General features: G+C 35.0%; 19 protein-coding genes and 2 pseudogenes. 10 read left to right on the forward strand and 11 right to left on the reverse strand.

What is annotated here, in order from left to right; translation table 11 throughout:
• A partial coding sequence (locus H3S88_RS09870) for a type VI secretion system Vgr family protein (protein ID WP_198237271.1) occupies nt 1–1249 on the reverse strand: 1249 nt, incomplete at its 3' end.
• A gap of 919 nt (nt 1250–2168) precedes the next feature.
• Between H3S88_RS09870 and H3S88_RS09875 the strand changes: the two genes are divergently transcribed.
• The gene (locus H3S88_RS09875) at nt 2169–3599 is read left to right on the forward strand and encodes a sodium:proton antiporter (protein ID WP_198228829.1); all 1431 of its coding nucleotides are present in this window, start codon (nt 2169–2171) and stop codon (nt 3597–3599) included.
• 415 nt (nt 3600–4014) lie between these two features.
• Here H3S88_RS09875 and H3S88_RS09880 read toward each other — a convergent pair whose 3' ends face one another.
• Complete coding sequence (locus H3S88_RS09880) at nt 4015–5364, reverse strand: MFS transporter (RefSeq protein WP_144091704.1); 1350 nt, start codon at nt 5362–5364, stop codon at nt 4015–4017.
• A gap of 28 nt (nt 5365–5392) precedes the next feature.
• A complete protein-coding gene (locus H3S88_RS09885; protein WP_198228828.1) occupies nt 5393–6961 on the reverse strand; it encodes a hypothetical protein in 1569 nt (522 codons plus the stop codon).
• 285 nt (nt 6962–7246) lie between these two features.
• Here H3S88_RS09885 and H3S88_RS09890 point away from each other — a divergent pair, with 285 nt between their 5' ends.
• The 3 genes from H3S88_RS09890 (at nt 7247) to H3S88_RS09900 (ending at nt 9985) form a co-directional block, all read left to right on the forward strand.
• The gene (locus tag H3S88_RS09890) at nt 7247–8071 is read left to right on the forward strand and encodes a helix-turn-helix domain-containing protein (RefSeq protein ID WP_198228827.1); all 825 of its coding nucleotides are present in this window, start codon (nt 7247–7249) and stop codon (nt 8069–8071) included.
• A gap of 196 nt (nt 8072–8267) precedes the next feature.
• Nucleotides 8268–9092 (forward strand): HTH-type transcriptional activator RhaS, encoded by an 825-nt coding sequence (gene rhaS / locus H3S88_RS09895; protein ID WP_065737451.1) that lies wholly within the window; start codon nt 8268–8270, stop codon nt 9090–9092.
• Nucleotides 9093–9121: 29 nt separating this feature from the next.
• Entirely contained in the window at nt 9122–9985 is an 864-nt protein-coding gene (locus H3S88_RS09900; RefSeq protein ID WP_198228826.1) for a helix-turn-helix domain-containing protein, read from the forward strand.
• 58 nt (nt 9986–10043) lie between these two features.
• Here H3S88_RS09900 and rhaM read toward each other — a convergent pair whose 3' ends face one another.
• The 6 genes from rhaM to rhaB form a co-directional block, all read right to left on the reverse strand.
• The gene (gene rhaM / locus H3S88_RS09905; protein ID WP_144091699.1) at nt 10044–10358 is read right to left on the reverse strand and encodes an L-rhamnose mutarotase; all 315 of its coding nucleotides are present in this window, start codon (nt 10356–10358) and stop codon (nt 10044–10046) included.
• Between the two features lie 90 nt (nt 10359–10448).
• Nucleotides 10449–11603 carry a lactaldehyde reductase gene (gene fucO / locus H3S88_RS09910; RefSeq protein ID WP_198228825.1) on the reverse strand — a complete coding sequence of 385 codons (1155 nt, stop codon included), beginning with the start codon at nt 11601–11603 and terminating at the stop codon, nt 10449–10451.
• Between the two features lie 16 nt (nt 11604–11619).
• Nucleotides 11620–12654 (reverse strand): L-rhamnose/proton symporter RhaT, encoded by a 1035-nt coding sequence (gene rhaT / locus H3S88_RS09915; protein WP_198228824.1) that lies wholly within the window; start codon nt 12652–12654, stop codon nt 11620–11622.
• Nucleotides 12655–12708: 54 nt separating this feature from the next.
• Nucleotides 12709–13533, reverse strand: a complete 825-nt coding sequence (rhaD, locus tag H3S88_RS09920) for a rhamnulose-1-phosphate aldolase (protein WP_086326293.1) — start codon at nt 13531–13533, stop codon at nt 12709–12711.
• Nucleotides 13534–13547: 14 nt separating this feature from the next.
• A complete protein-coding gene (locus H3S88_RS09925; RefSeq protein WP_198228823.1) occupies nt 13548–14798 on the reverse strand; it encodes an L-rhamnose isomerase in 1251 nt (416 codons plus the stop codon).
• Between the two features lie 39 nt (nt 14799–14837).
• Nucleotides 14838–16244: a rhamnulokinase gene (gene rhaB / locus H3S88_RS09930; RefSeq protein WP_198228822.1), complete on the reverse strand. Its 1407-nt coding sequence runs from the start codon at nt 16242–16244 to the stop codon at nt 14838–14840.
• Nucleotides 16245–16451: 207 nt separating this feature from the next.
• On the opposite strand from rhaB, the gene asd reads away from it, so the two are divergent.
• Both asd and mscM read left to right on the forward strand, forming a co-directional pair.
• On the forward strand, nt 16452–17300 hold the full coding sequence (gene asd / locus H3S88_RS09935) for an archaetidylserine decarboxylase (RefSeq protein WP_198228821.1): 849 nt from the start codon (nt 16452–16454) through the stop codon (nt 17298–17300).
• Between the two features lie 76 nt (nt 17301–17376).
• Nucleotides 17377–19923, forward strand: a pseudogene (gene mscM, locus H3S88_RS09940) (miniconductance mechanosensitive channel MscM); the annotation flags it as partial.
• On the opposite strand, the gene H3S88_RS09945 reads toward mscM, so the two are convergent.
• The gene (locus tag H3S88_RS09945; RefSeq protein WP_065737461.1) at nt 19920–20450 is read right to left on the reverse strand and encodes a DedA family protein; all 531 of its coding nucleotides are present in this window, start codon (nt 20448–20450) and stop codon (nt 19920–19922) included. The pseudogene mscM and the gene H3S88_RS09945 overlap by 4 nt on opposite strands.
• Nucleotides 20451–20641: 191 nt before the next feature.
• Between H3S88_RS09945 and fdhD the strand changes: the two genes are divergently transcribed.
• The 4 genes from fdhD to H3S88_RS09965 all read left to right on the forward strand — a co-directional run bounded on the left by fdhD (nt 20642) and on the right by H3S88_RS09965 (nt 25084).
• Nucleotides 20642–21451 carry a formate dehydrogenase accessory sulfurtransferase FdhD gene (gene fdhD, locus H3S88_RS09950; protein WP_198228819.1) on the forward strand — a complete coding sequence of 270 codons (810 nt, stop codon included), beginning with the start codon at nt 20642–20644 and terminating at the stop codon, nt 21449–21451.
• Nucleotides 21452–21879: 428 nt separating this feature from the next.
• Entirely contained in the window at nt 21880–22698 is an 819-nt protein-coding gene (locus H3S88_RS09955) for a purine-nucleoside phosphorylase (RefSeq protein WP_198228818.1), read from the forward strand.
• A 61-nt stretch (nt 22699–22759) separates the two neighbouring features.
• Nucleotides 22760–24001 (forward strand): nucleoside permease, encoded by a 1242-nt coding sequence (locus H3S88_RS09960; RefSeq protein ID WP_198228817.1) that lies wholly within the window; start codon nt 22760–22762, stop codon nt 23999–24001.
• Nucleotides 24002–24184: 183 nt separating this feature from the next.
• Nucleotides 24185–25084, forward strand: a complete 900-nt coding sequence (locus H3S88_RS09965; protein WP_198228816.1) for a DMT family transporter — start codon at nt 24185–24187, stop codon at nt 25082–25084.
• An 87-nt stretch (nt 25085–25171) separates the two neighbouring features.
• Here H3S88_RS09965 and dsdC read toward each other — a convergent pair.
• Nucleotides 25172–26111: pseudogene (gene dsdC / locus H3S88_RS09970) on the reverse strand (DNA-binding transcriptional regulator DsdC).
• Between the last annotated feature and the right edge of the window lie 128 nt (nt 26112–26239).

Genomic DNA, 26239 nt, shown 5'->3' on the forward strand with positions numbered 1-26239 from the left:
TGCTAATATCACTGTTGTTATCGCGACTATTATCGTTATTATTGCCCTTACTGCCTTGACTATCATCGGTATCGATATCACCACTATTTTCATTATCATCATTATTATTGATGTCACTATCAATTCCATTATTGCTGTCACCATTACTATTTAACCCTTTATAGTGTTCATCATAACGGTAATCGGTGCCATAAGTGGTGTTATCTTTTTGTTGGCTGTTAACTTCACCCAATAAATTCGCCTGTGCATCGCGGTAGTTATAATCTTGTACTTGTACCGAAGCTTCCACCATTTGACTGTGCAAGGTCATATCCCAGACACTTTCAACGCCGTTATCCAGTGTGCCACTCGGTTGTTTGTACACAATATCAGCCACCTGCTGATAACCTTGTTCATAATCACTGATGACCATCACATCACAATTATGTTCACCATGCGTTTCAAACCGGAAATAGCCCCCCACATCAGCAAGCAGTCTTTGAATAAACTCAAGGTCACTCTCCTGCCACTGGGTGATAAATTCACGCTCCGGATATTGCTCTTTAAGTGCTAAACGATAATCAATCCCGGTATAACCATGACCACGCAAGACCTCTTCAACCACACTGATAACGCTTTGATTCTGAAAAATAGCACAGTTATGACTTAATGCCAGTTTGGCTAATTGCGAGGATAAGACAACCTGATAACGAGCTTCATCATTACTGACTGATAATTGACTGAACTGGGTTATCACACCATAAAGAGTGCGTGAGCCACCTTGAGATAATAGTGAATTTAACGGATTAAGCGGATTAAACTGGGTTAAAGAGTTAAGTGAATCAAGTGGATTAGATTGTTTAAGCTTATTTAACTGTTTTAATGGCTCAGAGTGTTTTAATGCATCTAATGGATTAGCCGAAGTTAAGGAATTAAGTGCATTAAGTCCTTGAGTAGCAAAATCGCTTAAACTGCCAGAATTAGCAGGATTAAAACTCAAACGGGCATTTTGATTAAGAAATGACTCAACAGAAAGTTGTTTATCCGAGCTGGTAAAAGTAATCGTATAGTGCCAAGGCTGATTAAGTTGTTCATTACCCTCAACCTGTAAGATTGAAATCTCAGCAGGCAAACCATCCATATTTAATGTATAGCGATTGTGACCCGCGCCATTAACCAAACCATTCTTTAAACCATGACTTAAACCATTGCCTAATTGATTCACCAGATTGGTTAATCCTCTATCCATGTTATCCTCGATATATTTCATGTGCACTGCAAATGTGTTTTATTGAATTATTTATTATTAATAATTTTTAGCACTATTTTTAATAACAAATTGATTATTTAAGCATTTATCATTATTAGCTAAATACCTGAACGAAGTTACATTAAAAAATAACCTCAAAAGAGCATAAAATACACTGTAGTACGTTTTTTGCAATCTTTTTTTAACATTTCCTTAAATTTAATTACATGGATAACTTACTGATATTATTAATAAATAAAGCATAATGCCATTAAAAATTTGTTACTTAAATATGTTCAAAAAAGAATTAACAGAATTTGGATTTTACAGATTTTTTATTAAGTTCTTTGTAGGATATTTTTTAAGATTTTGTATAAAAAATTTCATTTTACTCAAACATACCCATAACCTGAAACTTTTTGACAAAGTAACTGACAGCACAATGGTAAAAAATACTTTTTAAAAGTATTACTAAGATAATGAATAGAATTTAGATAATTTTGAATGATTAGATTTAAATGAACATAAAAATATAATTATATTAGAATGTTACAATTTATTCTGTAAAAAATATTCAGGAGTCTATACCATTTCGTTATTAAAAACACAGTTTATAAGAGATAAGCTCAAAGGATATTAGTAAAAAGGTTAAGCCTTGTATTAGTTTGATCCGTTTTTAAATATTAAATTCATATAAAAAATTGAAACGGTATAGACTCCTGAATATTTTTTACAAATGCTGAAAGAGTATTTTTCATTATTTTGTCGATAAAACATTCACTAAGGGATCATTACCCTAAGATCCAATTTAGCATACAAATCTTTCTAACTTTTTATTTCAATGTTTAACCAGTTTTTGCCTAAAGTTTCATTAATAGTTTGATTGGTAAACGTTGAACATTTCGGCTATAATTCTTTGCTTTAACGCCTGTAATAGCATATGAAAACCCACTTTAATTTATCATTACTATCATCTATTTTATTAATATTAATGCCGTTTGATATCTATGCAGCGGATTTTAGTGGTCATGATTTGTCAATTTATTGGGGTATTCCCTTTCTTGGAATTTTACTTTCAATTGCGTTAATGCCGCTGTTTTTAGCACGGCTTTGGCATCATCATTATGGTGAAGTCACATTAGGCTGGACGCTGATATTTTTATTGTTTGCATTGGTAACGTTTGGCTGGCAAACAACGTTAAATTTAACAGCGCACGCCATTATTGCTGAGTTTATCCCTTTTATTTTATTACTGCTGGCACTGTTTACAGTTTCGGGTGGGATTTTAATTAAAAGTGATGTAGTAAGTACCCCAAAATTAAATGTTGGTTTGCTGGCAATAGGAACTCTGCTTGCATCAGTAATGGGTACAACAGGTGCAGCCATGCTAATGATTCGACCTTTAATTAGAGCTAATCGTGATCGTCAACATGCCGTACATATTGTTATTTTTTTCATCTTTTTAGTCGCCAATATTGGAGGCGGTCTTACACCGCTGGGTGATCCTCCTTTGTTTATTGGTTTTTTAAAAGGTGTCAATTTTGGTTGGACAGTTCAACATATGCTGTTGCCTGTTTTGCTGACGTCGAGCTTGTTATTGGCTATTTTTTATGTGATTGATCACAAATATTTTAGTCTACAATATGGTAAATTGCCCGTAACGGCATCCACCTTTTCACATAGCAAATCAATTAAAATCTATGGGATTAAGAATGTATTTTTATTGATAGCAATTATTGCTAGTGTGCTTATGTCGGGCATTTGGCAATCATCGGTTAGTTTTGAATTTTTAGAAGTTCATATTGCATTACCTAATTTAGTGCGCGACATCATTTTTGTGATAATCACCATTACATCAGTGCTCATTACCCCGAAGCAAGTAAGAGCAGGAAATGAATTTAATTGGGATCCAATTATTGAGGTTGCCAAGCTATTTTTAGGAATTTTTATCACTATCGTTCCTGTTCTAGCTATTTTAAGAGAGGGGCATGACGGTGCTTTGGCGCCCGTTGTTGCTTTGGTAAGTGATTCACAAAATGACCCAATTAATAGTATGTATTTTTGGCTTTCAGGTTTGTTGTCAGGTTTTTTAGATAATGCGCCGACTTATTTAGTCTTTTTTAATTTAGCCTCTGGCGATGCCAAACTTTTAATGACCACACTTGAAAAAACTTTACTTGCAATTTCAATGGGGTCTGTTTTTATGGGAGCACTTAGCTATATCGGTAATGCACCTAACTTTATGGTTAAAAGTATTGCAACCCAAAGCAAAATCATTATGCCTAGCTTTTTTGGTTATATGAAATGGTCAATTGGTATTTTGATTCCTGTATTTATAATAGATAATTTAATCTTTTTTGTGCTGTTCTAAATTAAGTTTGCCAATCATCTTTTTAACTAAAATAAAAGCTAGCATTATCTAAATTCACTTAACCACTGAGATCGACCAGTGGTTGTATTGAAAAAGTGGCATAAGAGTGATTGGCTAACTCACATTTACCGTCTAAACTAATTGAGATTCAACTATTCACTCTCCACCGATCGCCATCTTTGATATCTAAATCGTTTTTGCTGTCGTTTTATGGAGGGTTGATGTTTTTCATTTGTAGCATCAATATTGAATTCACCCTCACGCTTTAACTTAAGTGCACCTTGTTCTGTCTACAATTCAAATGATGCAGGTGTTGGAAGCAAATATAAACATCAGCCTACAACGACAATTTTTAGCTACATAGATCTCTCCTTTTAAATTATCAAAATACCCTTTAGTACGCTTACTTATCTTCTTATTCACTTTCATTTAATCGTTTGGCATCAAGTTCTGCACAGATGGACGCATAAATGTCATCAAGTTTGTAAAATTTACCAATCCAAACCATAGAAGCTATGATTAAAATTACAGGTAGATAGAGGTAGCAAAGCTTGATGGCAAAAAGTGCACTTGGTACTTGTTCTGCATTAGCGATATAACCACCAGAAGAGAGTAAAAAGCCTGTAATTGCACCCGCACCTGCCATCGCAACCTTACCTAAAAAACCGTTAATAGAGGTTAAGATACCGGCAGTATTAATGCCTGTTTTCCAGACGCCATAATCAACAGGATCGGCTTGCATTGAAAAATAGATCGCTAAACGTTGACCCGCTCCAATCGATAAAATCACCGCACCAATTATTAAGCCAAGATGATTAATGCCTGATAGCATCATAATCCCCATTCCGACTAAATTAATGGTGCTAGCGAATAGGTAAATATGGCGTTTTTTAAGACGATTAGCTAAGAAAGGAACGGTGAGCGTTCCAAGTAATGGTACAAAAGTTGATATACCTGCAATAATGGCGGTTAATTCAGTGCTTTGGACATAATAATTGAAAAAATAAACTAACGTGCCCGTTTGTAAAAAGAATGCTCCCCACATGAGAAAGATATTGAAAGCAAATACTTTCCAAGGGGTATTATTTCTTAGACCTTGCCATGCTCGTGTTAGCGTCATTTTATCTTGGGTTATTGAGATTTTTTCTTCAACATTTTTAAAACTGACGATTAAAAAGAAAGTTGCAATGCCACCAAAAATGATTGCAGTATATAAAAAACCATGATTTTGATTACCATTACCTAGCGTTGCAACTAAAGGTAATGTTGCCACGGCAACAATGGTTGATCCTAACGATCCTAATAAAATTCTTACTGAGGATAAGGTTGTACGTTCTAAAGAATCGGCCGTTAAAAACGGTAACATTGCACTAAAAGGGATATTAACAATGGTGTAGATAAATGACAGACACAAGTAGGTTACAAATGCATAGATAAGTTTTCCTGTGGTACCAAAATCGGGCACATAAAATACCAACACACATAGTATACCAAAAGGAATTGCGCCGATTAATAACCATGGACGACACCGTCCCCAACGGGTTGATGTATTATCAATGATAAGTCCCATTAATACATCAGCGACACCATCAACCAATCGCGTAACTAAAAACATAATACCAACATAGTAAGCAGGAAGTTCCATTACATCGGTATAAAAATACATAAGATACAACGAAATTAATTGCCATACTAAGTTACAGGATAAATCAGCAATCCCATAACCAATTCGTTGTTGCCAAAGTTTAAATATTGAATGCATCATTTTAAGATCCTTTAATAATATTGATTGGTTAAAGAGAGTGTTGACGAATAAACCAAGCAGGTGTACAGCTCCATGCATGGCAGTAACTGTTAATTATTTTGTTTCCGTAAGGTGAATAATTGAGATCGTTGGGATCAAAAAGTTCCCAAAAAGTGTCAGCGCCATATTCAACCATTTTTCCCCAATAGGCTTTAATTTCGTCTATCGCCTGTTTTTTCATACCAACTTTTAATAAAGCTAAAATATAGTGATGACGTAAGTAAGGTGTATTCATACCAATATCAGGAGGAGTTAATAGTAACTTATTCATCAATTTTTGCTGATGGTTACGATCCCCTACATCAGCAAGAATCATCCAAATTTGCGTTGCATAGCTAACTTGACGTTGCGCCCCACTTATGTAAAATCCTGATTTGTCATCCCATAGTTGGTCGGCAGCGTGTTTAACAAAATCCAATTTTTGTTGTAAATTTGAGGATATTTCTGGTTGAAAGGTTTGGGATAGCTTTATCGCTTTGTCTAAACAATAGATTAAAACACCTTGTGAAGCACCTTGTTTATTGAGTTTTTCATGCCAATCAATAAATGACCACCAGTCATCACTATCAACTACCAGCCCATATTCATCACAACGTTTAAGTGCAATGTCGATCTGTTGTAAGGCTATAGGCCATAACTCTTTGACCGTATTATGATCACTTGTTGCCATGAAATAGTCATATAAGACATCAATGTAAAACAGCGAATAATCAAATAAGAACGTATCATCAGCAATAATTTGTGGTTTGACAAAAATATTAGCCGAAACCATTCCATCTTCTCGCCTATGGCTTGCAAACAAATATAAGCAACGGCGAACAAGGTCATGTTGTTTAAATGTAACATTGTTGACTAAAGCTTGAAGTCGTAGGTCTCCTAACCACAATCGTCTATCTCGTTTAGGGCCATCTTCAAACACTTCTTGCATACAATTTCGCAATGTGTGCACTGATACTTGATCTATTTTAGCGAGCTGAGGATCTTGTGTTTGACACCCAATACAGTATTTAGGCGCTGAACTTACCGTTTTAAACTCGATATCTTTAAACGTCAAATTGTATTTAGGCGATAGTGAAACAATCTCTATTTTCAAATAGCGAAAACAGTAACGTCTGGATAAGGTTATTTGTGCAGGTAGCACATCAATGTATTCGTCGTGTTCTTGTAACCAACTTTTACTTAACCATCCTTGATATTGACTAAATGGCTCTGCAAGTTCACCTAAAGTTTCCGCAAAGGTGAACTTGATATGTGCAGGTGCATCGGGAGGACTGCCTATCGCATCACACAAAAAAGATAAATAGCCAACACCATGTTGTCCAAAATCAATAATAAAACTTTCGCCAGTTTGAAAGCTTTGATTGAAATAAACTGTCGCAGGGCTAATGACCTTAGCCGACCATCCATGAACCGCTTTAGGATCATTGACTAATGTGATGATATTTTGCGCTTTGATTATTGTTTGATGAATTGTGGGTAATAAATTTTCGGCTTTAGAAATAAACGTTATGTCTCGAATCATAACAAGATCATCATTTTTTTGCATCGCTTGTGACATAGTCTTCTCCTTTAAAATATCTATTTTTAGGAGTATAGCTATGCGGTGCTTAAGGCAGCTACTTTGACACTGCCAGATTAGCGGTATAAATGGCAGTAGCAAAAAGATCATTAAGAGTCAGTTCACATTTTTAGAATTATTATTTTTAAACGGAAAGTTAATTACATTATTGTATGAGGAGTGAAAGTGAAAATAATTTTAACAATCATTACAGCTACACTTTTTTTAACTCAGCATTTTCACTCAGCATAACTAGAATTAATTAAAAGAAGTTAGGTAAGCATTATGAACCATTTAAAAATCATTACTTATTTTAATTCTGAATTAGATAAATTAGCACTGTATAAAAGTGATCCGGAAGGTAATAGTTTTGAGCATAACCATGAGTTTGATGAGCTGGTCATTGTAGAGCAAGGCCATGGACTGCACGTTATTAATGGTAAACCTTTATTTATTCAACAAGGTGATGTGTTTTTAGTACGTTGCCATGATTATCATTTCTATGATGATCTAGGCACTTTAAAACTGACAAATATCTTGATTAATCCTCGTCGAAAATTTATGTTTTTAAATAAGATAGAAATATTATTGAATCGAATTTCCGCAAGTGATTTAAATTCTTATGTTTGGTTAGCACCTAGCCTAAGAAAAGAGTGTAATGCAGTTATCGATCAAATGTTCGATTTGCAAAACTCATTAGAGTATCGTGAATTTTTATTTTTTAAATTAATTACCATTATTGATCAATCAAAACGGCAGGCACAAAAAAATAACACACGTTATAAGCTTCACCTTCTGCTTAATCATTTACAAGAAAACTGCTTTGATGAATATGATTGGCATACTATTGCTCAACATTTTCATTTAACGCTTAGAACAATGTTCAGGCATATTAAACAAGCAACAGGTTTAACACCAGAAAACTACATCAAACGACTACGATTATTATCTGCACGCTCAAAAATTCGTGAAAGTGATATGACCATTACTGAAATATCTTTACTTTGCGGTTTTATCAATAGTACTCATTTTACAACGCTATATAAAAAAACATTTGGTATTACACCAAGTGAAGAAAGGAAAATCGGTAAGCAAAATTCAGTAGATTAAGCGAATAATTAATAGCTCAGCTTGTAAGTTTAATAGGTTGTCAAAAGTGTGAGTCTTCGCACAAATTTGATAAAAAGTCCAAACTTCCTATAAATTACAGCCAAAAAAAGATTTTCCATGTCCAGATATTAAAGGTCAGATAAGATTTTACTCTTAGAATATAGATATAATGATTAGTAAAACGATGAGGTCATCTATGATTCAGAAGCTGCTTGATAAGGATTTTTTTGTTTCTAGTGAGCAAAACATCACCCTTGAACCTCGAGCACCACAACCCGTATATCCTGAACATACTCATAATTTTAATGAAATTGTTATTGTTACAAAGGGGTCGGGTAAACATATTTTAAATGGTCAGCTTTTTGACCTTTATCCAGGCATGATGTTTTATATTCATGCAAGTGATTGCCATTTATACGAAAACGTTAATAATCTACATTTAACAAATATCTTATATAGACAGCCCGATAAATTCAATTTCATCAATGGTATTGGCGAATTAATACCTACTCAAAATTCTAGCCAATCGCACTATTTTGTAGACAAAAAATGTAACCAACATGTGCAAACCATTTTGAATCAACTCAATCAAGTTAATGAACAGCCAAATCCTATTCAGGAAAGCCTTTTTTTACAGCTACTTTTGTTATTTAAACAAAATCAGTATGTGAATCAAGGATCAGGTTCGACAGATACTCGAGTTAAACAGTTATTACACTGGCTACAAATTCATTTTAAAGAAACCATTGATTGGGATAAGATCACTCAACAATTTTCATTGTCACTGCGCTCTTTTCATCGCCACATGAAAAACCAATTAGGTATTACTCCTCAAAAATATTTAATAAAATTACGTTTAGCAGAGGCCTATAGCCAATTAATATATACTAGTAAATCAATTACCGAAATTGCTCAGGAATGTGGATTTAATGATAGCGCCTACTTTTCAACATGTTTTAAACAAGAGTTTAAAGTTGGTCCACAAATATTACGTAATGATCCAGAAAAACGTTATCATTAATGGCTATACACGGACGTCAGGAACAGGTTATGAATAAACATTTACGTTTATATAAACAGGACTATTTTATTTCAGAAATAAATACTGTTACTGTCGAAAAAAGAGATGATCAACAGCCTTTTCCTTTGCATAATCATGATTTCCATGAAATTGTCATTGTCTGTTCGGGTAATGGTTTGCATCATTGGAATGATTATATTTATCCTATTACCAGTGGCGATATTTTATATATTAATCCTAAAGATCTTCATGGTTATGAATCAGTAAATAATCTTAAATTGTTTAATATATTATATTTGCGAGAAACGCTTTTTTTATCAACAATAATTGAAAAATATCTTCCTAAACATAATGCTAAACATACGGAACGCGTTTGGCGTATTAATCCTTCATTTATTAAGCAGCTCTCGCCGTTAGTTGATCAATTAACCTTAGAATCAAAAAAAAATAATTTAGCTTCAGTGCATTTGTCCGAAGCGTTATTTTTACAGTTAGTGATTTTGTTAGATAGAATCAAGCAAGTTCCTAATGAACAATCCCCTACAGCAACTCATCAGTTGGATCTGCTCTTTACAACACTGCATAACAATATTGGCAGTTCATTTAATTTAGAGATGTTTTGCAAACAAAATCATATTGCTAAACGTTCGATTAGTCGTTTATTTAAAAGCCAAACTGGCATGACCATTAATGAGTATCTGCAAAAACGTCGTTTATGTAATGCGATGTCATTACTGCGAAATACTCAATACTCGATCAGTATGATTTCATCAGAATGTGGTTATGATGATAGTAACTATTTTTCTGTAGTTTTTAAAAAAGAGACGCAACAAACACCATCCCAATATCGAGCAAAATTCAAAGATAAGATTAATAAAAATATAAATTTATAGAATTAAAATAGATTGTTAAAGTCAACTCTCTTTTAAATCAGTAAAAGAGAGCAACACATTAATTGAGGTAAAATACGGGTAATAACTCTTCACTTATTGGGCTATTATCGACATTACTTGGCATAATATCTTGCATAAATGCCCACCATTTTTGACAAGCTTGAGTTTTAGCAACCGCATCCCAACGCTCTTGGGATTCAATTTCTACATATGCGAAAAGTAAACTGCGTTTAGTATCCAAAAAGATCGAATAGTTGTGCGCACCGTGAGCTTTGAGTTCTGTGACCAACTCCGGAAATATTTCATCGTGTCTTTTTTTATATTCCGCATGTTTATCTGGATGTACTTGCATGATTGTCGCTTTTCTTAACATGATCACTCCTTTTAATCTTATTTATAAATAACAAGATAGATTAAATAAATATCATCTAACCTATCTCGAAGTTATTAACGGATGAATGTTTTATTCATATATAGCATGATAAAGTTGTTCAATTTCACTAACATTTGTATCACGAGGATTACCGCCCGTGCATACATCATCAAAAGCAGCTTTTGCAAGTGCAGGGATGTCTTCACGTTTCACACCAATTGCTTTCAAATTAGCTGGAATACCCACATCTTGATTAAGTTGTTTTACGGCATCAATAGCGGCTTGTCTGGCTTTCTCAATGCTCATACTTTCAGTGCCAACAACCCCCATTGCCTTAGCAATATCACGGAATTTATCAGCAGTAAAATCAGCATTGTAAGCCATGATATGAGGGAGCAAAACTGCATTTGCCACACCATGTGGTGTACTATAAAATGCGCCTAGAGGATGAGCCATACCATGGACAAGGCCTAAACCAACGTTTGAAAAGCCCATGCCAGCAATATATTGCCCAAGTGCCATCTCTTCCCCCCCTTTTTCGACGCCTTTAACCGAATCACGCAGTGAACGTGAAATGATTTCAATCGCTTTTAGATGGAACATGTCAGAGAGTTCCCATGCACCTTTAGTAATATACCCTTCGATAGCATGAGTTAACGCATCAACCCCCGTTGCTGCTTTTAAACTTGCAGGCATGCTTGCCATCATATCGGAATCAATAATGGCAACAGCCGGAATGTCATGCGGATCAACACAAACAAATTTACGTTTTTTCTCTTCATCTGTGATAACGTAATTGATCGTTACTTCAGCTGCGGTTCCGGCTGTAGTTGGTATGGCGATGGTTGGAACCGCTGGTTTTTTAGTTGGTGCAACGCCTTCTAAACTGCGAACATCGGAATATTCAGGATTATTAATAATGATGCCAATTGCTTTAGCCGTATCTTGTGGTGAACCGCCACCAATCGCGATTAGATAATCAGCACCCGATTGTTTGAAAATTTCAACGCCCTTTTGCACTACACCAATCGTAGGATTAGGTATGACATCATCAAAAATTTGATAACTCAAACCATTGTCATCCAATAATTTTGTAACTTTGGTCGCAACATTGAATTTAATAAGATCTTTGTCCGTTACAACTAAAGCTTTTTTAAAACCTCGTTTTTTAACTTCATCCACAATGTGAACAATTGAACCTGCGCCAAAATATGACGTTTCATTTAGAATCATACGATAAGACATAATTTTTTCCTTCAAATTAATTTGCCATGCCTAAACCAACAATATTGGCAGCAACAATAATCACCAAACAACCAATGCAAAGAACTCTTACTGGTTTTGTACCAGTACCAAGCCACTCTTTTAATACTAATCCAACGATGCCACCACATAATACATAAAAACTCATATGTAACATCCAACTCATAAAACCATATTCGGCTGGGATATTGGCATGTCCCCATGCATAAAAGAAGAATTGGAAATACCACATTGCACCACCCAATATGGCAAAAAGTACATTACTGATGAGTAACGATTTTGCAACAGAAATATCTTGTTTGAATGACAGATCTTTTTTAATACAGAGGCGTGTAATACAGAAACCAAGATTAACAATCGCTCCACCACCCATAATGACAACATAACTTGGTAGTGCAACATAAAGGTTATCAACTCCTAATTCAGCCGCTTTTGTGTGCATAGGTACAGCTGCACTCATGGCAAATGACATACCGGCTGAAAAAATACCACACATAATAGCCAGCAATAACCCTTTTTTAAGGTTAAAATCGACGACTTGTACTCCAAGGGTTTTCTCTTTTAAAAGTCCAGCATAAGTAACAATACCAACCCCAACAACTGCGACAGCAACGCCTAATAATGTCATCTTACCGCCAGTCGAAGCAACCAGCTCCCCAAATTTTCCTTGTAAAATCGGCGTCATCAAAGTACCAACAATTAAGGTAATACCAATTGCAATACCGATTCCCATCGACATACCCAAATAACGCATGGTAAGGCCATAGCCGACATTACCCACTCCCCACATTGCGCCAAATAGAAAAACGGGTATCAATATTTGTGAACCAAATGAACCATAATAAGCCCAAAAATCGGGTAATAAAAAGTAGCTAATAGACCATGGTAAAATAATCCAAGAAAACAGACCGGCTATTGACCACATCGTTTCCCATGACCAGTTTTTCACTTTTTTTAATGGTGCATAAAAACAAGCAGCAGAAGTGGCACCCACAAAGTGCCAAAAAATGCCTAGAAAAATCGAACTACCCATATTTGTATCCTTATATCTAAACAATATTAATTAGGCTATTTTTACTAAGCTTATTTATTGTTTTAAAGCATCCTCTAAAGGAGTAACATCAAACCGTTGAGCAAGTAGCCTAAATTGCTCAGTCGTAATGGTTTGTCTCTTGCCTCCCATTGATAATACTTTAACTAATACTTCCGCTGATTTTTCTGCCGTATCAATTAAGCCAAAGGCTTCATCTAAGGTTTGCCCTGTGCCAAAAACACCATGAAATGCCCAAAGTACTAAAGTGTGTTTTGCCATTTCTTGCGCGGTTGCATAACCAATTTCATCTTTGCCCGGTACCATCCAAGGCACCACTCCAACACCGTCAGGAAAGACTACCAAGCATTCGGTACTCATTTCCCATAACAAGCGGGTAATGACCGCAGTATCAAGTTCAAGCACATAGGTTAACGCAATTAAATTGGTCGCATGGCAGTGCATAATGACACGATCTTTACCCTGACTTTTCTCAATTCGGACAATATGTGATTGCAAATGTGCTGCCAATTCTGAAGTTGGCAATCCACCATTAATCAACCCCCACATGATGTAATAGCCTTTGCCTTGTTCGTCAATTTTTACAACCGCTAAAGTATCAGCAGGATCTAAAATCACATTACGAAAGAATTTACCCGAACCTGTAACTATAAAGTATTGATTGGCCAATTTACTTACATCTTGAGTAAGCGTTACATGACGTGGGTTTTGATAAAAATCGTTTTTGAAAGATATGATATCGCTTTCCAATAATCGCAGACTTACATTACCGCCATTACGTTCATCCCAACCTTTTAACCACATGTCATAGGTCGCTTTAATCATGCCTTGAACAAACCATGAAGATTGTATTTGTTGCATAGTTATCACCTTTATTATCGTTGACTTAATACTTGTTGTTCATACTGACGAACTTCGTCTAACCATGCTTGCCCTACTGGGACATCATTAAGTTGACAATATTTGTCCCAAACTGCTTGCCAAGGCAGTGATTTTTGTTCTTCTAATAATGCTAAACGGGAAGTAAAATCACGGTTATGTTCATATTGTTTGAGTTTATCTGTCGGTTCTAATAGAGCTTTTAATAGACATTTTTTCATATTGCGAGTACCAATTACCCAAGCAGCAATTCGGTTGATGGAGGCATCAAAAAAGTCTAAGCCGATATGAACACGATCGAACAATTTATTACGAATGATCTCACTAGCAATATTTTGAGTTTCATCATCAAATAACACGACATGATCGCTGTCCCAACGTACCGGACGGCTGACGTGTAGTAAAAGATGTTCAACAAATGGCATAACAGCCGAAATCTTATCTGAAATAACTTCTGTTGGATGGAAATGGCCAGCATCTAAACATAATGCCGTTTTACGAGAGGTGGCATAAGCTAAATAAAATTCGTTAGAGCCAGCAGTATAGGATTCTAAACCAATACCAAATAATTTACTTTCGACTGCATCAATGTGATATTTTGGATCGATTTTTTCACTAATAATCTCATCAATAGATTCGACTAGACGTTGTCTTGGTCCAAATTTGTCAACGGTGATATCTTTCATGCCATCTGGTAACCAGATATTCATAATTGATGGCGTACCTAACTCTTTACCAAAGTATTCTGATACTTTACGACACGCTTTGCCATGATCGATCCAAAATTGACGGATTTGGTCGTTAGTGTGAGTTAAAGTCCCGTCATTACTCAATGGATGCGAAAAGTAAGTAGGATTGAAGTCTAAACCAATTTGTTGTTTTTTCGCCCATTTAACCCAATTGGCAAAATGTTCGGGTTTGATCTCATTACGATCAACTTTGTGATCGGCTTCTAGGTAACAGGCATGTAAGTTCAGACGTTTAGGTCCAGGAATTAAACTAAATGCTTTATCTAAATCTAAGCGGAGTTCATCAGCACTACGAGCTTTGCCAGGATAATTTCCAGTTGCTTGAATACCTCCGGTTAATTCGCCCTCTTGCTTTTCAAAACCAGCCACATCATCACCTTGCCAGCAATGTACTGAAATTGGCAAGCGAGCCATAGCGGCAATGGCAGCATCCGTGTCTACACCTATTTCAGCAAATCTTGATTTGGCAATTTGATATGCATTTTCAACTACATTCATGGAATACTCCTTTATAAAATATATAATTTTTTTTATTAATTAACTATTGTTTGGATAGTAGTATTTGGTATCAAAATTTTGAGCGATGATCTGACGCAAAGTTTTGACATTTTTAATAGCGCCTAACGAAATCAATTGATAACCCACGTTCCCGAGTGCTGAAGATTCAATTGGCCCAGCCGTAACATTGATTTGACAAAGATTGGCACATAACTGATTTAAAAAAGTGTTTTGGCAGCCACCTCCAACGATATGTAACGTATTGATTTCTTCATTTGTGATCGTTGCCAATTCTTTAATTACATCACGATATAAATGAGCCAAACTGTCAAAAACACATCGTACTAACTCCGATAAACGTTCAGGTGCATGACCGTAATTTTCAAAACAAACTTGTTTAATGGTTTCTGTCATTGATTGAGGATTTAAAAAACGAGAATCATTTGGGTTGATAATGTAGGCAAATGGGGATTCTTGTTGTGCTAATTGAATTAATGAGGTGATATCCTTAACTTCGTATTCAGCGCAGATTCGTTGGAATAACCAAAGTCCCATTATGTTTTTTAATACCCGATAATGCCCATCAACACCACCTTCGTTGGTAATATTGGCGTTTAATGCTTGTTGCCCAGTAAACGATTGTTTTGATTCAATCCCCATTAATGACCACGTACCAGAACATAAATAAGCACTATTTTTATCGGTAATGGGAGTGGCAATAACTGCACTAGCCGTATCATGACTAGCAATGGCTATGACAGGAATTTGATCGCCTGTTGGTGCTCGCCACATTCCAACTTGATTCCCAGGTTGAGTAATTTCACCAAGCCATTTACGCGGAACACCCAAATAGTTGAGCAAGTCATCATCCCAGTCATGAGTAGCAACATTAACTAATTGAGTGGTAGAGGCGTTAGTGTATTCGCGATTTAATTGGCCAGTTAACCTATAAATAAGATAATCCGGGATCATCACTAAATCGGTTACTTGTGATAACCAAGTGGGATGTTCAATCATCATCGCTTTGAGTTGATAAAGCGTATTAAAAGTAAGAAATTGGATACCTGTTTTTTGATAAATCGTTTCTTTGCCCAGATCTGATTGCACAAGTGACATGATATTATCTGTTCGGTGATCACGATAAGCGTAAGTGGGGCCAACTACTTGTCCATTTTTATCAAGCAATACATAATCAACCCCCCAAGTATCAATACCAATACTATCAATTTTGATATTTTGCTGAATAATTTTATTTAGACCGATTAATATTTGTTGTTCCAGATAAACTAAATCCCAACAAAAATGATTACCTATCGCTTTAAATTCATTATTAAATCGGTGAATCTCTTCAAGCGTTATTTTTTGATTTTGCTGTTGATAGCATGACAGCATTACCCGACCACTAGATGCCCCTAAGTCTATTGCTACAATATATCTATCTTCCATTAACACTGCCCTTAGTTTTATTAATGGTGATAGTTTAGATAGAAGTAAATATGGAGACTTTTAATTGATTGCCATTGTTTAATGGATATTGGCAAAATTTTTAAACTAAGTGTGATCTATCACACAAATTGCCGATTTTATGGGTTTTATACATTCCAATAAATTATTGGTATAATAATTCTTTTAGACAAAATTTGAGAGTAATCCATGTCAAATCAGTTAAAAGCAATTATTCAGTATCTTCTTCCTAAACAGTTATTAACCTCGTTATTTGGTTGGCTGGCTAAAAAGCAATTAGGTAAAGTTACTACTTGGATAATTCAGGGCTTTATGAAACTGTATAAAATAGATCTGAGTGAAGCAGAATTAGAAAATGCCGAAGACTATAAAACTTTCAATGATTTTTTTGCACGTAAACTAAAAGAAGATGCACGCCCAATTGATAGCGCGGTTAACTCTATAGTTATGCCTGCTGATGGGACTATTAGCCAATTTGGTACGATTCAAGATAATTTATTATTACAAGCAAAAGGACATTATTATTCTTTAGAATCACTCCTTGCTTGCCATTCCGATATGATTAAATTCTTTAAAAATGGCTCTTATGCAACCACCTACCTTTCACCAAAAAATTATCACCGTTTTCACATGCCTTGTGATGGGGTTTTACGTGAAATGATTTATGTACCGGGTTCACTCTTTTCTGTGAGTCAAGCAACTACTGAATGTATACCAAATATTTTTGCTCGCAATGAACGGGTAATCTGTTTATTTGAAACCGATTTCGGACCAATGGCACAGATTTTAGTTGGTGCAACCATCGTTGGCAGTATTGAAGTACAATGGGAAGGCTGTATTACTCCACCACGTGAAGGCATAATGAAACGTTGGGTCTATTCAGGTGAAGTAAAATTAGTTAAAGGACAAGATATGGGATGTTTTAAACTCGGTTCAACCGTCATTACCTTGTTTGCATCTAACACAATTGAATTTGATAGCCACTTAAAAGTTGGTAATACAACACGTGTTGGTCAAAAATTAGCTGAAAGGATATAGCTTTATGTGGATGCGTAGTATTTTATGTTGTGCTTTATTGCTGTTTACATCAATAACATTAGCTGAACAAACAGCCATTACCATTGATAATGAAGAAGAACTATCACAAACAGTCAATCAATTAAGTGATAAAAATGATGAACTCCGTCAAAATTTAGAACTTCAAAAAACACATTTAACCAGCATTACTAATGAACAAAATAATATTACTACGCAAATATCACATGTACAAAATACATTATCAACCCTTGCTGAACAAGGGGAATGGTTAAGCTTTTCAACAGCACTTGGCGAAACACTTCGCCAACAGTTGTTAAATCTACCAGAAAAACCAAAATCACAACCACTTGATGCAGAAATAGCGGAAGCAAAAGTTCAACAATTAAATTACAGTACTCATTTAAAGGCATTAGAGAACTATCCTACATTATCAAACCCACTTAATAGTTCAAAACTTGCCAGCCAGTATCGCCGATCAATTCGAGAACAAAGCGAATTGCTTAAAACGTTAATTTCAGGTACAGATACCACTATTTTGGAGTTAACAAAATTAAAAATATCCAATACACAATTAACCAATGCCATCGATGAAGTTAATGATGCGGCACATCGTTATTTTTTCTGGGTTGCCGATGTAAATCCAATTTCGTTGGAATATCCAGTAAATTTAGCTAAAGATGTGGTGTATGTTCTTTTTTCTATTGATACGCTAACTCAACTGTATAATGCCAGTTGTGAAATATTATCTTCACCTAAATTACTATTCTTATTAACATTATCTATGATATTTGTTTTCGCACATTTCAAAATGCGAGCTAAATATTATGCATTTTTAAACAAATCCGCTGCGCGTGTGGGTAAAGTAACGCAAGACAGTTATTCATTAACGTTAAAAGTGGTTGTCTACTCGTTAATCATGGCGTTACCTGTACCCATTTTATGGGCTGTGTTTGGTTATGCATTACAACAAATTAATTGGGATTATCCGGTAGCTATAGCTCTAGGCTATGGTGTTAATGCTGCAGCACCGATTTTATGGGTCTTTATAATCACGGCTCATTTTGCGGAAGAATCAGGACTCTTTATTACCCATTTTGGCTGGTCAAAAGCTAACGTCCGTGAAGCAATGAAATATTATAAACTTTCAGTTTGGTTAGTGATCCCCCTTGTAATGATTGTGATGAGTTTTGATCAGTTTAGTAACCGCCAATTTGCTGCTACTATTGGTCGTAGTGCTTTTATTATTTTGTGTTTTGCATTAGTATTTATGAGCAACTCAATTCACCGAGCGGGTGTTCCATTGTATATAGATAAAAAAGGCTCTGGTGATAATCTCTTAAGCCATATTTTATGGTTTATCTTATTGAGTGCTCCGTGGTTAGCCATTATTGCCGCCTTTTTAGGATATTTATCAACGGCTCAAGTTCTATTAGGTCGCCTTGAAGCTTCTGTTTTTATTTGGTTCGGTTTATTAGTTATCTATTTTATGATTCGTCGTTGGATGTGGATCCAAAAACGTCGCATCGAATTTGAACGAGCAAAACAGCGCCGACTAGAACGTATGCAACGCGCTAGAGGTCATGAGGAAGAACTAACAATTAATGACAATATGGATGAACCTGTCATAGATTTAGATGCAATTAGTGCTCAATCGTTACAGTTAGTTAGATCGATTATTATGCTGATAGCATTAATCAGTATGATATTACTTTGGTCAGAATTGCACTCAGCTTTTGCCTTTATGAACAATATTAAACTCTGGGGCACGAGTGTAATAATAAATGGAACCGAAGTTGAACAGTACATTACTTTAGGCGCTGTTTGTATTGCCATTTTAGTTATGACCATTACCGTTCAAATAGTAAAAAATCTGCCAGCACTACTTGAATTAGGTATTCTTCAACATTTAGATTTAGCCCCAGGCACGGGGTATGCCATCTCAACCGTATCAAAATATATCGTTTTGATGATAGGCAGTATGATTGCGTTTTCGTTTATCGGTATTGATTGGGCAAAAATTCAGTGGCTTATTGCGGCACTAGGTGTCGGTTTAGGATTTGGTTTACAAGAGATATTTGCAAACTTTATTTCAGGTTTAATCATCTTGTTTGAAAAACCTGTGCGGATTGGCGATACCGTTACCATTCGGGATTTAACGGGAAATATCACCAAAATCAATACGCGTGCCATTACTATTGTCGATTGGGACCGTAAAGAAATTGTTATGCCCAATAAAGCGTTTATTACCGAGCAACTAGTCAATTGGTCATTATCAGATTCAATAACCCGAATTGTATTAACCATTCCAGCAACCATTGATGAGGATAGCGATCTGGTGATCAAATTGCTACAGCAGGCTTGTGAAGAGTGTGAATATGTACTTAAAGATCCTGAACCACAAGTGTTTTTAGTGGATATTCAAGAAGGTATTCAGTTGTTTGAAATACGCGTATTTGCAGCAGAAATGGGACACCGTATGCGGCTACGCAGTGCAATTCATAAACTGATATTAGAAGCTTACCGTGAACACAATTTAAAATTACCATTCCCACCTTTACAAACCAATTTGGAAGCGCTTGGTCGCAAAAGTGGGCGTCGTAGTTATAATGTTGGTACGATTTAACCAAATAGGGTTTCTAACCAAGGTACACCAAATGCACCGGGAGCCAAAAGCACAAATGCCCAAATTGGTGCTGAAGCGATATTAGCTAAATTAAATTTACTTGCTGGCATATGCATCGTGCCAGCAATGAGGGGTACAAATGCTCGTAATGGACCAAAAAACCGACCGATAAAGACGCCTAACGTACCATAACGTTGAAAGAATTGTTCGGCTCGAAAAATAAGTTTTGGGTGTTTGTTTAATGGCCATGAGGCAATCACTTGTTGATGGTAGTGCTTACCTAACCAATAAGATACCCAATCCCCTAAAACTGCTCCGGCTGAAGCAGCAATCATCACAGGAAAAAACGATATCGCACCACCGCCAACTAAGGCGCCAGCCCCCAATAATATGGCAGTTGCTGGCACAAGTAACGAAATAACAGCCATTGATTCACCAAAAGCCAGTAAAAATATAATTGGCAATGCCCACATTTGATGTGTCTGAATAAATTGCATTATTATGTGTGTAATTTCTTGTAATGACATAGTTTGACTTGATAAATTAGCAATTGATAATAGTTTTTTATTTTACCATAATATTAAACGTATAGGATTTGAGCGTATTAATTATTGGCTGCTTTTAAAATAATAAGTATATTGATTTACTCATTATTAACATTGATAAGCTGATCATAAAAAACCTATTTGTTAACAACTAAAATAGCCAGAGTTCAATTATGACGATCGGAACCACTTCATTAGAAGTAACCAAATTCAGTAACAGTACATTACAAAACCCACAAGCGGACAAAGTAGCTATCGAAAAACCCGTTGCCTTAGTTTATAACGGAATTTCCCATGTTGTTATGATGGCAACACCTAAAGATCTTGACTATTTTGCTATTGGTTTTTCATTAACTGAAAACATAATTGAATCAGTTAATGATATTTATGGCATTGATATCGTTGAAAGATCGCAAGGAATTGAAGTTAATATTGAATTATCATCAAGACGTTTTGCTCAATTAAAAGAAAAACGTCGTAATTTAACTGGCAGAACAGGATGCGGAATTTGTGGTACTGAGCAAATTGAGCAAGTTTGTCAAAGTATTTCACCGCTTCAAATAAACGATACAATAGAATTTTCCAATTTTAGAGACTCTCTTTCATACTTAACTCAAGTTCAATTGGTTGGCAAACAAACTGGCTGTACCCATGCTGCTGTTTGGCTTGATTTGAATGGGCAATTTTTAGCTGGCTTTGAAGATATCGGTAGGCATGTTGCATTAGATAAATTACTCGGTTATCGAGCAAAACAGCAACAATTGAGTAATCGAGAACAGAAAGGCGTTATTCTAGTTTCTAGCCGCGCCAGCTACGAAATGGTTCAAAAAACAGCTATCTGTGGAATTGAAATTCTTTTGGCTGTTTCTGCCGCAACATCTATGGCCATTGATAACGCCAAACAAAATAACTTAACGTTGATTGGTTTTTTTCGAGGTGATAAAGGGGTTATTTATTCCGATTGCGGGCGTATTTTGGGATGAGATTAAATTTAATCTGAACTAAGCGTTATCAAATAACCATACGATACTGAAAAAGTATTTTTTACATATTATCAATGTGATGCATTCCAAAATAGCACATTAAAAAATAATAAAACTATTTTTATCCCATAATTAAATGAAAGATAAATTAATAAGCATCTTTCTTTATTGCATGAAGATCAGCATAATATACAACTATGAATAACAAATACTTTGTTTTTCTTGTAGATTTTTAGGTGATCTTTCTCTGTAAATGAAAAATAGGGTTATTTATATCGATTATTCTCTATTATTGAATAGTATGATATTTATAACTCTGTTTCTCAAAACTAACAATAATTGTTAGTTTTGAGACATCTAAGTTTTTTGTGATTATGTTTAATCACCAATTTTTTTCGTTTTTTTCGATAATTTGAAAGGGTACAGTCATGCATCAAACATCTGATATACAGCAAACAGTTAATTTTATTCAACAACATACCGATAAAAAACCAACGATTGGGATTATTCTTGGTTCAGGTTTAGGCCCTTTTGCCGATACGCTTGAAGATGCGGTTCACATTCCTTATGACACAATTCCTCATTTTGCGAAATCTGCCGCAGTTGGACATGCTAACGAATTAGTCATTGGTAAAAGTGGAGATAAAACTGTAATCGCGATGAAAGGCCGTTTTCACTATTATGAAGGTTTTACATTAGATCAGGTTACTTTTCCTGTTCGTGTAATGAAAATGCTCGGCGTTGAAAAACTGATTATTACTAATGCTTGTGGTGCTGTAAATACGAGTTTTAAACCAGGCGATTTGATGCTCATCACCGATCATATTAATCTAACAGCTAATAACCCATTAATTGGACCAAATAATCCAGAACTTGGCGTTCGCTTTTTAGATGTAAGCGAGGTTTATAATAAACAATTACGTACAATCGTGTCTGATGTAGCAAACGAACTAAATATTACACTACAACAAGGTGTTTATGCATGGTGGACAGGACCAACCTATGAAACTCCGGCCGAGGTGAGAATGATTCGAGTTTTAGGGGCGGATGCAGTGGGTATGTCAACAGTACCGGAAGCAATCATTGCTCATCATTCAGGTATTAAAACCATTGGTATCTCTTGTTTAACTAACATGGCATGCGGCATATTAGATCAACCTTTAGGTCACGAAGAAGTAATTGAAACAGCAGAGCGTGTTAAATCAACATTTTTACAGCTAATCACTAAAACAATAGCGCGTTTTTAATCAATACTTTTTATTATTTATTATTTGATATAAAAAGTTCACATTATTTTAGGGATAAATAATGAACATTAAAAATAGATTGAAAATAATGATGTTTTCCCAATATTTTATTTGGGGAAGCTGGTTAGTGACTTTCGGCGGTTATCTGTTCAACACGTTGCACTTTTCAGGCGCCGAAGTAGGAATGATTTTTAGTACAAAAGGTTTAGCCGCATTAATAATGCCATGTATTATTGGCATTATTGCAGACAAATTTTTACAACCTAAATATTTGTATATGCTTTGCCATTGCATTTGTGCTATTGCTCTGTTTTATGCTGCATCAGTCAATAATTCGATAATGCTATTTTGGGTGATGTTATGTAATGCATTTGCTTTTATGCCAACCATTGCATTATCAAATTCAATCAGTTACCACTGTCTGGATGAGGAAAAATTAGATACCGTCGCTGTTTTTCCTAAAATTAGGGTATTTGGTACTATTGGTTTTATTGTTGCAATGTGGATGATTAGCTTACTGAAATTTGAATTGAGCAACGCTCAGCTTTATGTAGCGAGCACGGCATCAGTTTTGCTAGCGGTGTATAGCACGACGTTACCTAACATTAACATGAATAAATCACAGCAACAGTCTTGGAGTTCCCGTTTAGGCTTAGATGCATTTGTGCTATTTAAGAATCCCACTATGGTTGTTTTTTTTCTATTTGCGATGTTACTTGGCGCAATCTTGCAAATCACTAATACATTTGGTGGTGCATTTTTACATGATTTTGGTAAAATTCCAGAGTTTAAAAATAGCTTAATTGTACAGTATCCAGCAATTTTGTTATCTGTTTCACAAATGGCAGAAGTGGCATTTATTTTGACCATTCCATTCTTTCTTAAGAAATTTGGCATCAAAAAAGTCATTATGATAAGCTTAATTGCTTGGACACTCAGATTCGGTCTGTTTGCTTTTGGTGATCCAACACCATTTGGTTTTGTATTGTTAATGCTGTCGATGATTGTGTATGGCTGTGCCTTTGACTTCTTCAATATTTCGGGTTCTATTTTTATCGAAAAAGAAGTAAGCCCGAATATTCGAGCGAGTGCACAAGGATTATATATGACCATGGTGAATGGCATTGGTGCTTATTTAGGGTCAATATTGAGTGGTTTTGTTGTTGACATGTGCACGCATGACGGTGTTAAAGATTGGCAAACAATTTGGATCATTTTTGCATCTTATGCACTGGTATTAGGAGTAGTTTTTTATTTTACATTTAACTACCGCCACAGTAAGTTAGAGCCTGTTGTGCAATAATTTACTGGTCAAAATTACTGGTCAAACTAATGAGCTAAACCTAATAACGTTCATTCAGTTCTGATTCGTTTAGTATTCTTTATACTAATTATTAAATAATTTAAGAGTCACAGGGGATATCCCCTGTGAGCTCTAATTGTGTGTGTTAAATAAAATATTTTGTTAGAGTAATGAGATTTAAATATGAAAGAAAAATTTTTGGGTGGTTTATTAGTTTTTTTAGGAGCATGTAGCTTTGGAGTGCTCTCATCTATTGTAAAAACCGCTTATAAAGATGGCTACACACTTGGTGAAGTGACGGGTGTTCAATGCTTTTTAGGTATGCTAATGTTGTGGTTGATTCATTTTCTGGTTAAAACACTAAATAAATCTAAACCTGATTTAACCCCAAAACCTCAATTAACTAAAAAATGGAAAGTGTGTGCCGTTGGTATTTTTCCAGGGTTAGTGGGCATTTGTTATTATCAATGTGTACAATTAGTTCCCGCTTCAATTGCTATTATCTTATTGATGCAATATCTTTGGATTAGTATCATTATTGATTATGTTATCTTTAAAAATAAACCAACTAACATTCAAATTTTAACCGTAGTAGCAATTATTTTTGGTAGCTGTTTGGCTGCGGGTATTTTTAATGAAGACATTAAATTGAATTTAACTGGCTGTCTGTTTGGTTTTTTAGCCGCATTGATGTACTCATTATTCATCACAACCAGTAGTAATATTGGTAATGATTTACCGAAATTAGAAAAAAGTGCATTGATGATAACAGGCGCTTGCATTGTGACATTTTTAATTTTTCCGCCTATGTTTTTCTTTAAACTCGATATCAGTGATAAACTTTATGAGTTAGGCTTTTTATTAGCTTTGTTCGGTACCGTTTTGCCACCATTTTTATTTGCAGTGGGCATGCCTAAAATAGGGATTTCATTAAGTGCAATACTATCAGCAGCAGAATTACCCGTAGCGGTTACCTGTTCTTATCTTTATCTAAAAGAGTTAGTGTTTTTTAACCAATGGATGGGCGTCATAATTATTCTATTGGCCATTGCACTATCAAATTTAAAACATTTAAAAAAATAATAGGAATTTATGAATGAGTGCGGTTAACTTCCGCACCTTTAGTAAAGGTGAGTATATTAATTAATCTAATGTTTTGATAAAAAAGTCTTACATATAACTTTTTAACCATTTAATAAATAAATCAGCTTTAGGATTATATCGCTCTTTTGGTGTACAGATATAATAATGTTGAGAGCACTTTACTTCCATTCCCTCAAATGGAGTAATTAGTAAGCCTGATTCGAGGTAATTTTTAATGACTTGCTTTCTTCCTATCGCAATACCAGCATGATTTATTGCAGCTATTGCAGCCAAATCGGAACGATCAAAACATATATTTTGCATTTCGTTAAAATCATAAGATAAGGAAAAATGTTTTGCCCAACTTTCCCATTCATCAAAACTTGAATCATATCCCCATGCTTGAGTGTCATGCAGTATGAAGCATTTCGATAAATTCTCAATTTTGTTACATAAATCATTTTGTTGTGCATAATAAGGACTACAAACGGGAATAATGGTTTCATTTAATAAATGTTCACAGGTTAAATCATCATAAGTCAGATCATCATAATAAATGGCTAGATCAACCCGATGGCGACTGAAATTGATAATTTCGTTACCCGAAACAATGTTTAACGATATATAAGGATAGTGCCTTGCAAATAGTGATAATTTTGGAATTAACCAATTTTGAGCAAAAGAAGGTCTTGAAAAGATAGTCAAAGTGCCAAAAGCTTCTTGATTTTTAATTTCCAATATTTCTTGATTTAAAATATTTAGAGACTTTTTGACTACTTTAAATAAGTTCATACCTTCATGAGTCAAGGCTATTCGTCGATGATAGCGCTGAAATAATTTAAATGAAAGTTCATCTTCCAGTTTATTAATTTGATGACTTACTGCACTTGGACTAATGTAAAGTTCTTCAGCTGCTAATGCAAATGATAAATGACAAGCGAGCGACTGACTCAAATGTGTGCAGCTTCGAGAGCTGATAACAATTAATAACATGATTTTTATTTAAAAATCTATTTTCATCATACATAATAATTCTCCTTTACTAACTCATTACTATACTATTTCATGTGCAAACATTTCAAAGCTTACGCTTCTAAATAATTATTTACACGAAATTTATTGAAATATTAGCATTTTTTGATTTTAATCACACTT

Origin of the sequence: Gilliamella sp. B14448G11, from assembly GCF_016101765.1 — a bacterium.
In the GTDB taxonomy this organism is placed as follows: Bacteria; Pseudomonadota; Gammaproteobacteria; order Enterobacterales; family Orbaceae; genus Gilliamella; species Gilliamella apicola_N.

Excerpts from the sequence above, each read along its gene's own strand:
- H3S88_RS09900 (WP_198228826.1), top strand. The coding sequence starts at position 9,122 with ATGAATAAACATTTACGTTTATATAAACAGGACTATTTTATTTCAGAA.
- H3S88_RS09885 (WP_198228828.1), bottom strand. The coding sequence starts at position 6,961 with ATGTCACAAGCGATGCAAAAAAATGATGATCTTGTTATGATTCGAGAC.
- H3S88_RS09890 (WP_198228827.1), top strand. The coding sequence starts at position 7,247 with ATGAACCATTTAAAAATCATTACTTATTTTAATTCTGAATTAGATAAA.
- H3S88_RS09955 (WP_198228818.1), top strand. The coding sequence starts at position 21,880 with ATGCATCAAACATCTGATATACAGCAAACAGTTAATTTTATTCAACAA.
- H3S88_RS09875 (WP_198228829.1), top strand. The coding sequence starts at position 2,169 with ATGAAAACCCACTTTAATTTATCATTACTATCATCTATTTTATTAATA.
- rhaB (WP_198228822.1), bottom strand. The coding sequence starts at position 16,244 with ATGGAAGATAGATATATTGTAGCAATAGACTTAGGGGCATCTAGTGGT.
- fucO (WP_198228825.1), bottom strand. The coding sequence starts at position 11,603 with ATGTCTTATCGTATGATTCTAAATGAAACGTCATATTTTGGCGCAGGT.
- rhaM (WP_144091699.1), bottom strand. The coding sequence starts at position 10,358 with ATGTTAAGAAAAGCGACAATCATGCAAGTACATCCAGATAAACATGCG.
- rhaS (WP_065737451.1), top strand. The coding sequence starts at position 8,268 with ATGATTCAGAAGCTGCTTGATAAGGATTTTTTTGTTTCTAGTGAGCAA.
- H3S88_RS09880 (WP_144091704.1), bottom strand. The coding sequence starts at position 5,364 with ATGATGCATTCAATATTTAAACTTTGGCAACAACGAATTGGTTATGGG.
- H3S88_RS09965 (WP_198228816.1), top strand. The coding sequence starts at position 24,185 with ATGAAAGAAAAATTTTTGGGTGGTTTATTAGTTTTTTTAGGAGCATGT.
- fdhD (WP_198228819.1), top strand. The coding sequence starts at position 20,642 with ATGACGATCGGAACCACTTCATTAGAAGTAACCAAATTCAGTAACAGT.
- H3S88_RS09925 (WP_198228823.1), bottom strand. The coding sequence starts at position 14,798 with ATGAATGTAGTTGAAAATGCATATCAAATTGCCAAATCAAGATTTGCT.
- H3S88_RS09945 (WP_065737461.1), bottom strand. The coding sequence starts at position 20,450 with ATGTCATTACAAGAAATTACACACATAATAATGCAATTTATTCAGACA.
- H3S88_RS09960 (WP_198228817.1), top strand. The coding sequence starts at position 22,760 with ATGAACATTAAAAATAGATTGAAAATAATGATGTTTTCCCAATATTTT.
- asd (WP_198228821.1), top strand. The coding sequence starts at position 16,452 with ATGTCAAATCAGTTAAAAGCAATTATTCAGTATCTTCTTCCTAAACAG.
- rhaD (WP_086326293.1), bottom strand. The coding sequence starts at position 13,533 with ATGCAACAAATACAATCTTCATGGTTTGTTCAAGGCATGATTAAAGCG.
- rhaT (WP_198228824.1), bottom strand. The coding sequence starts at position 12,654 with ATGGGTAGTTCGATTTTTCTAGGCATTTTTTGGCACTTTGTGGGTGCC.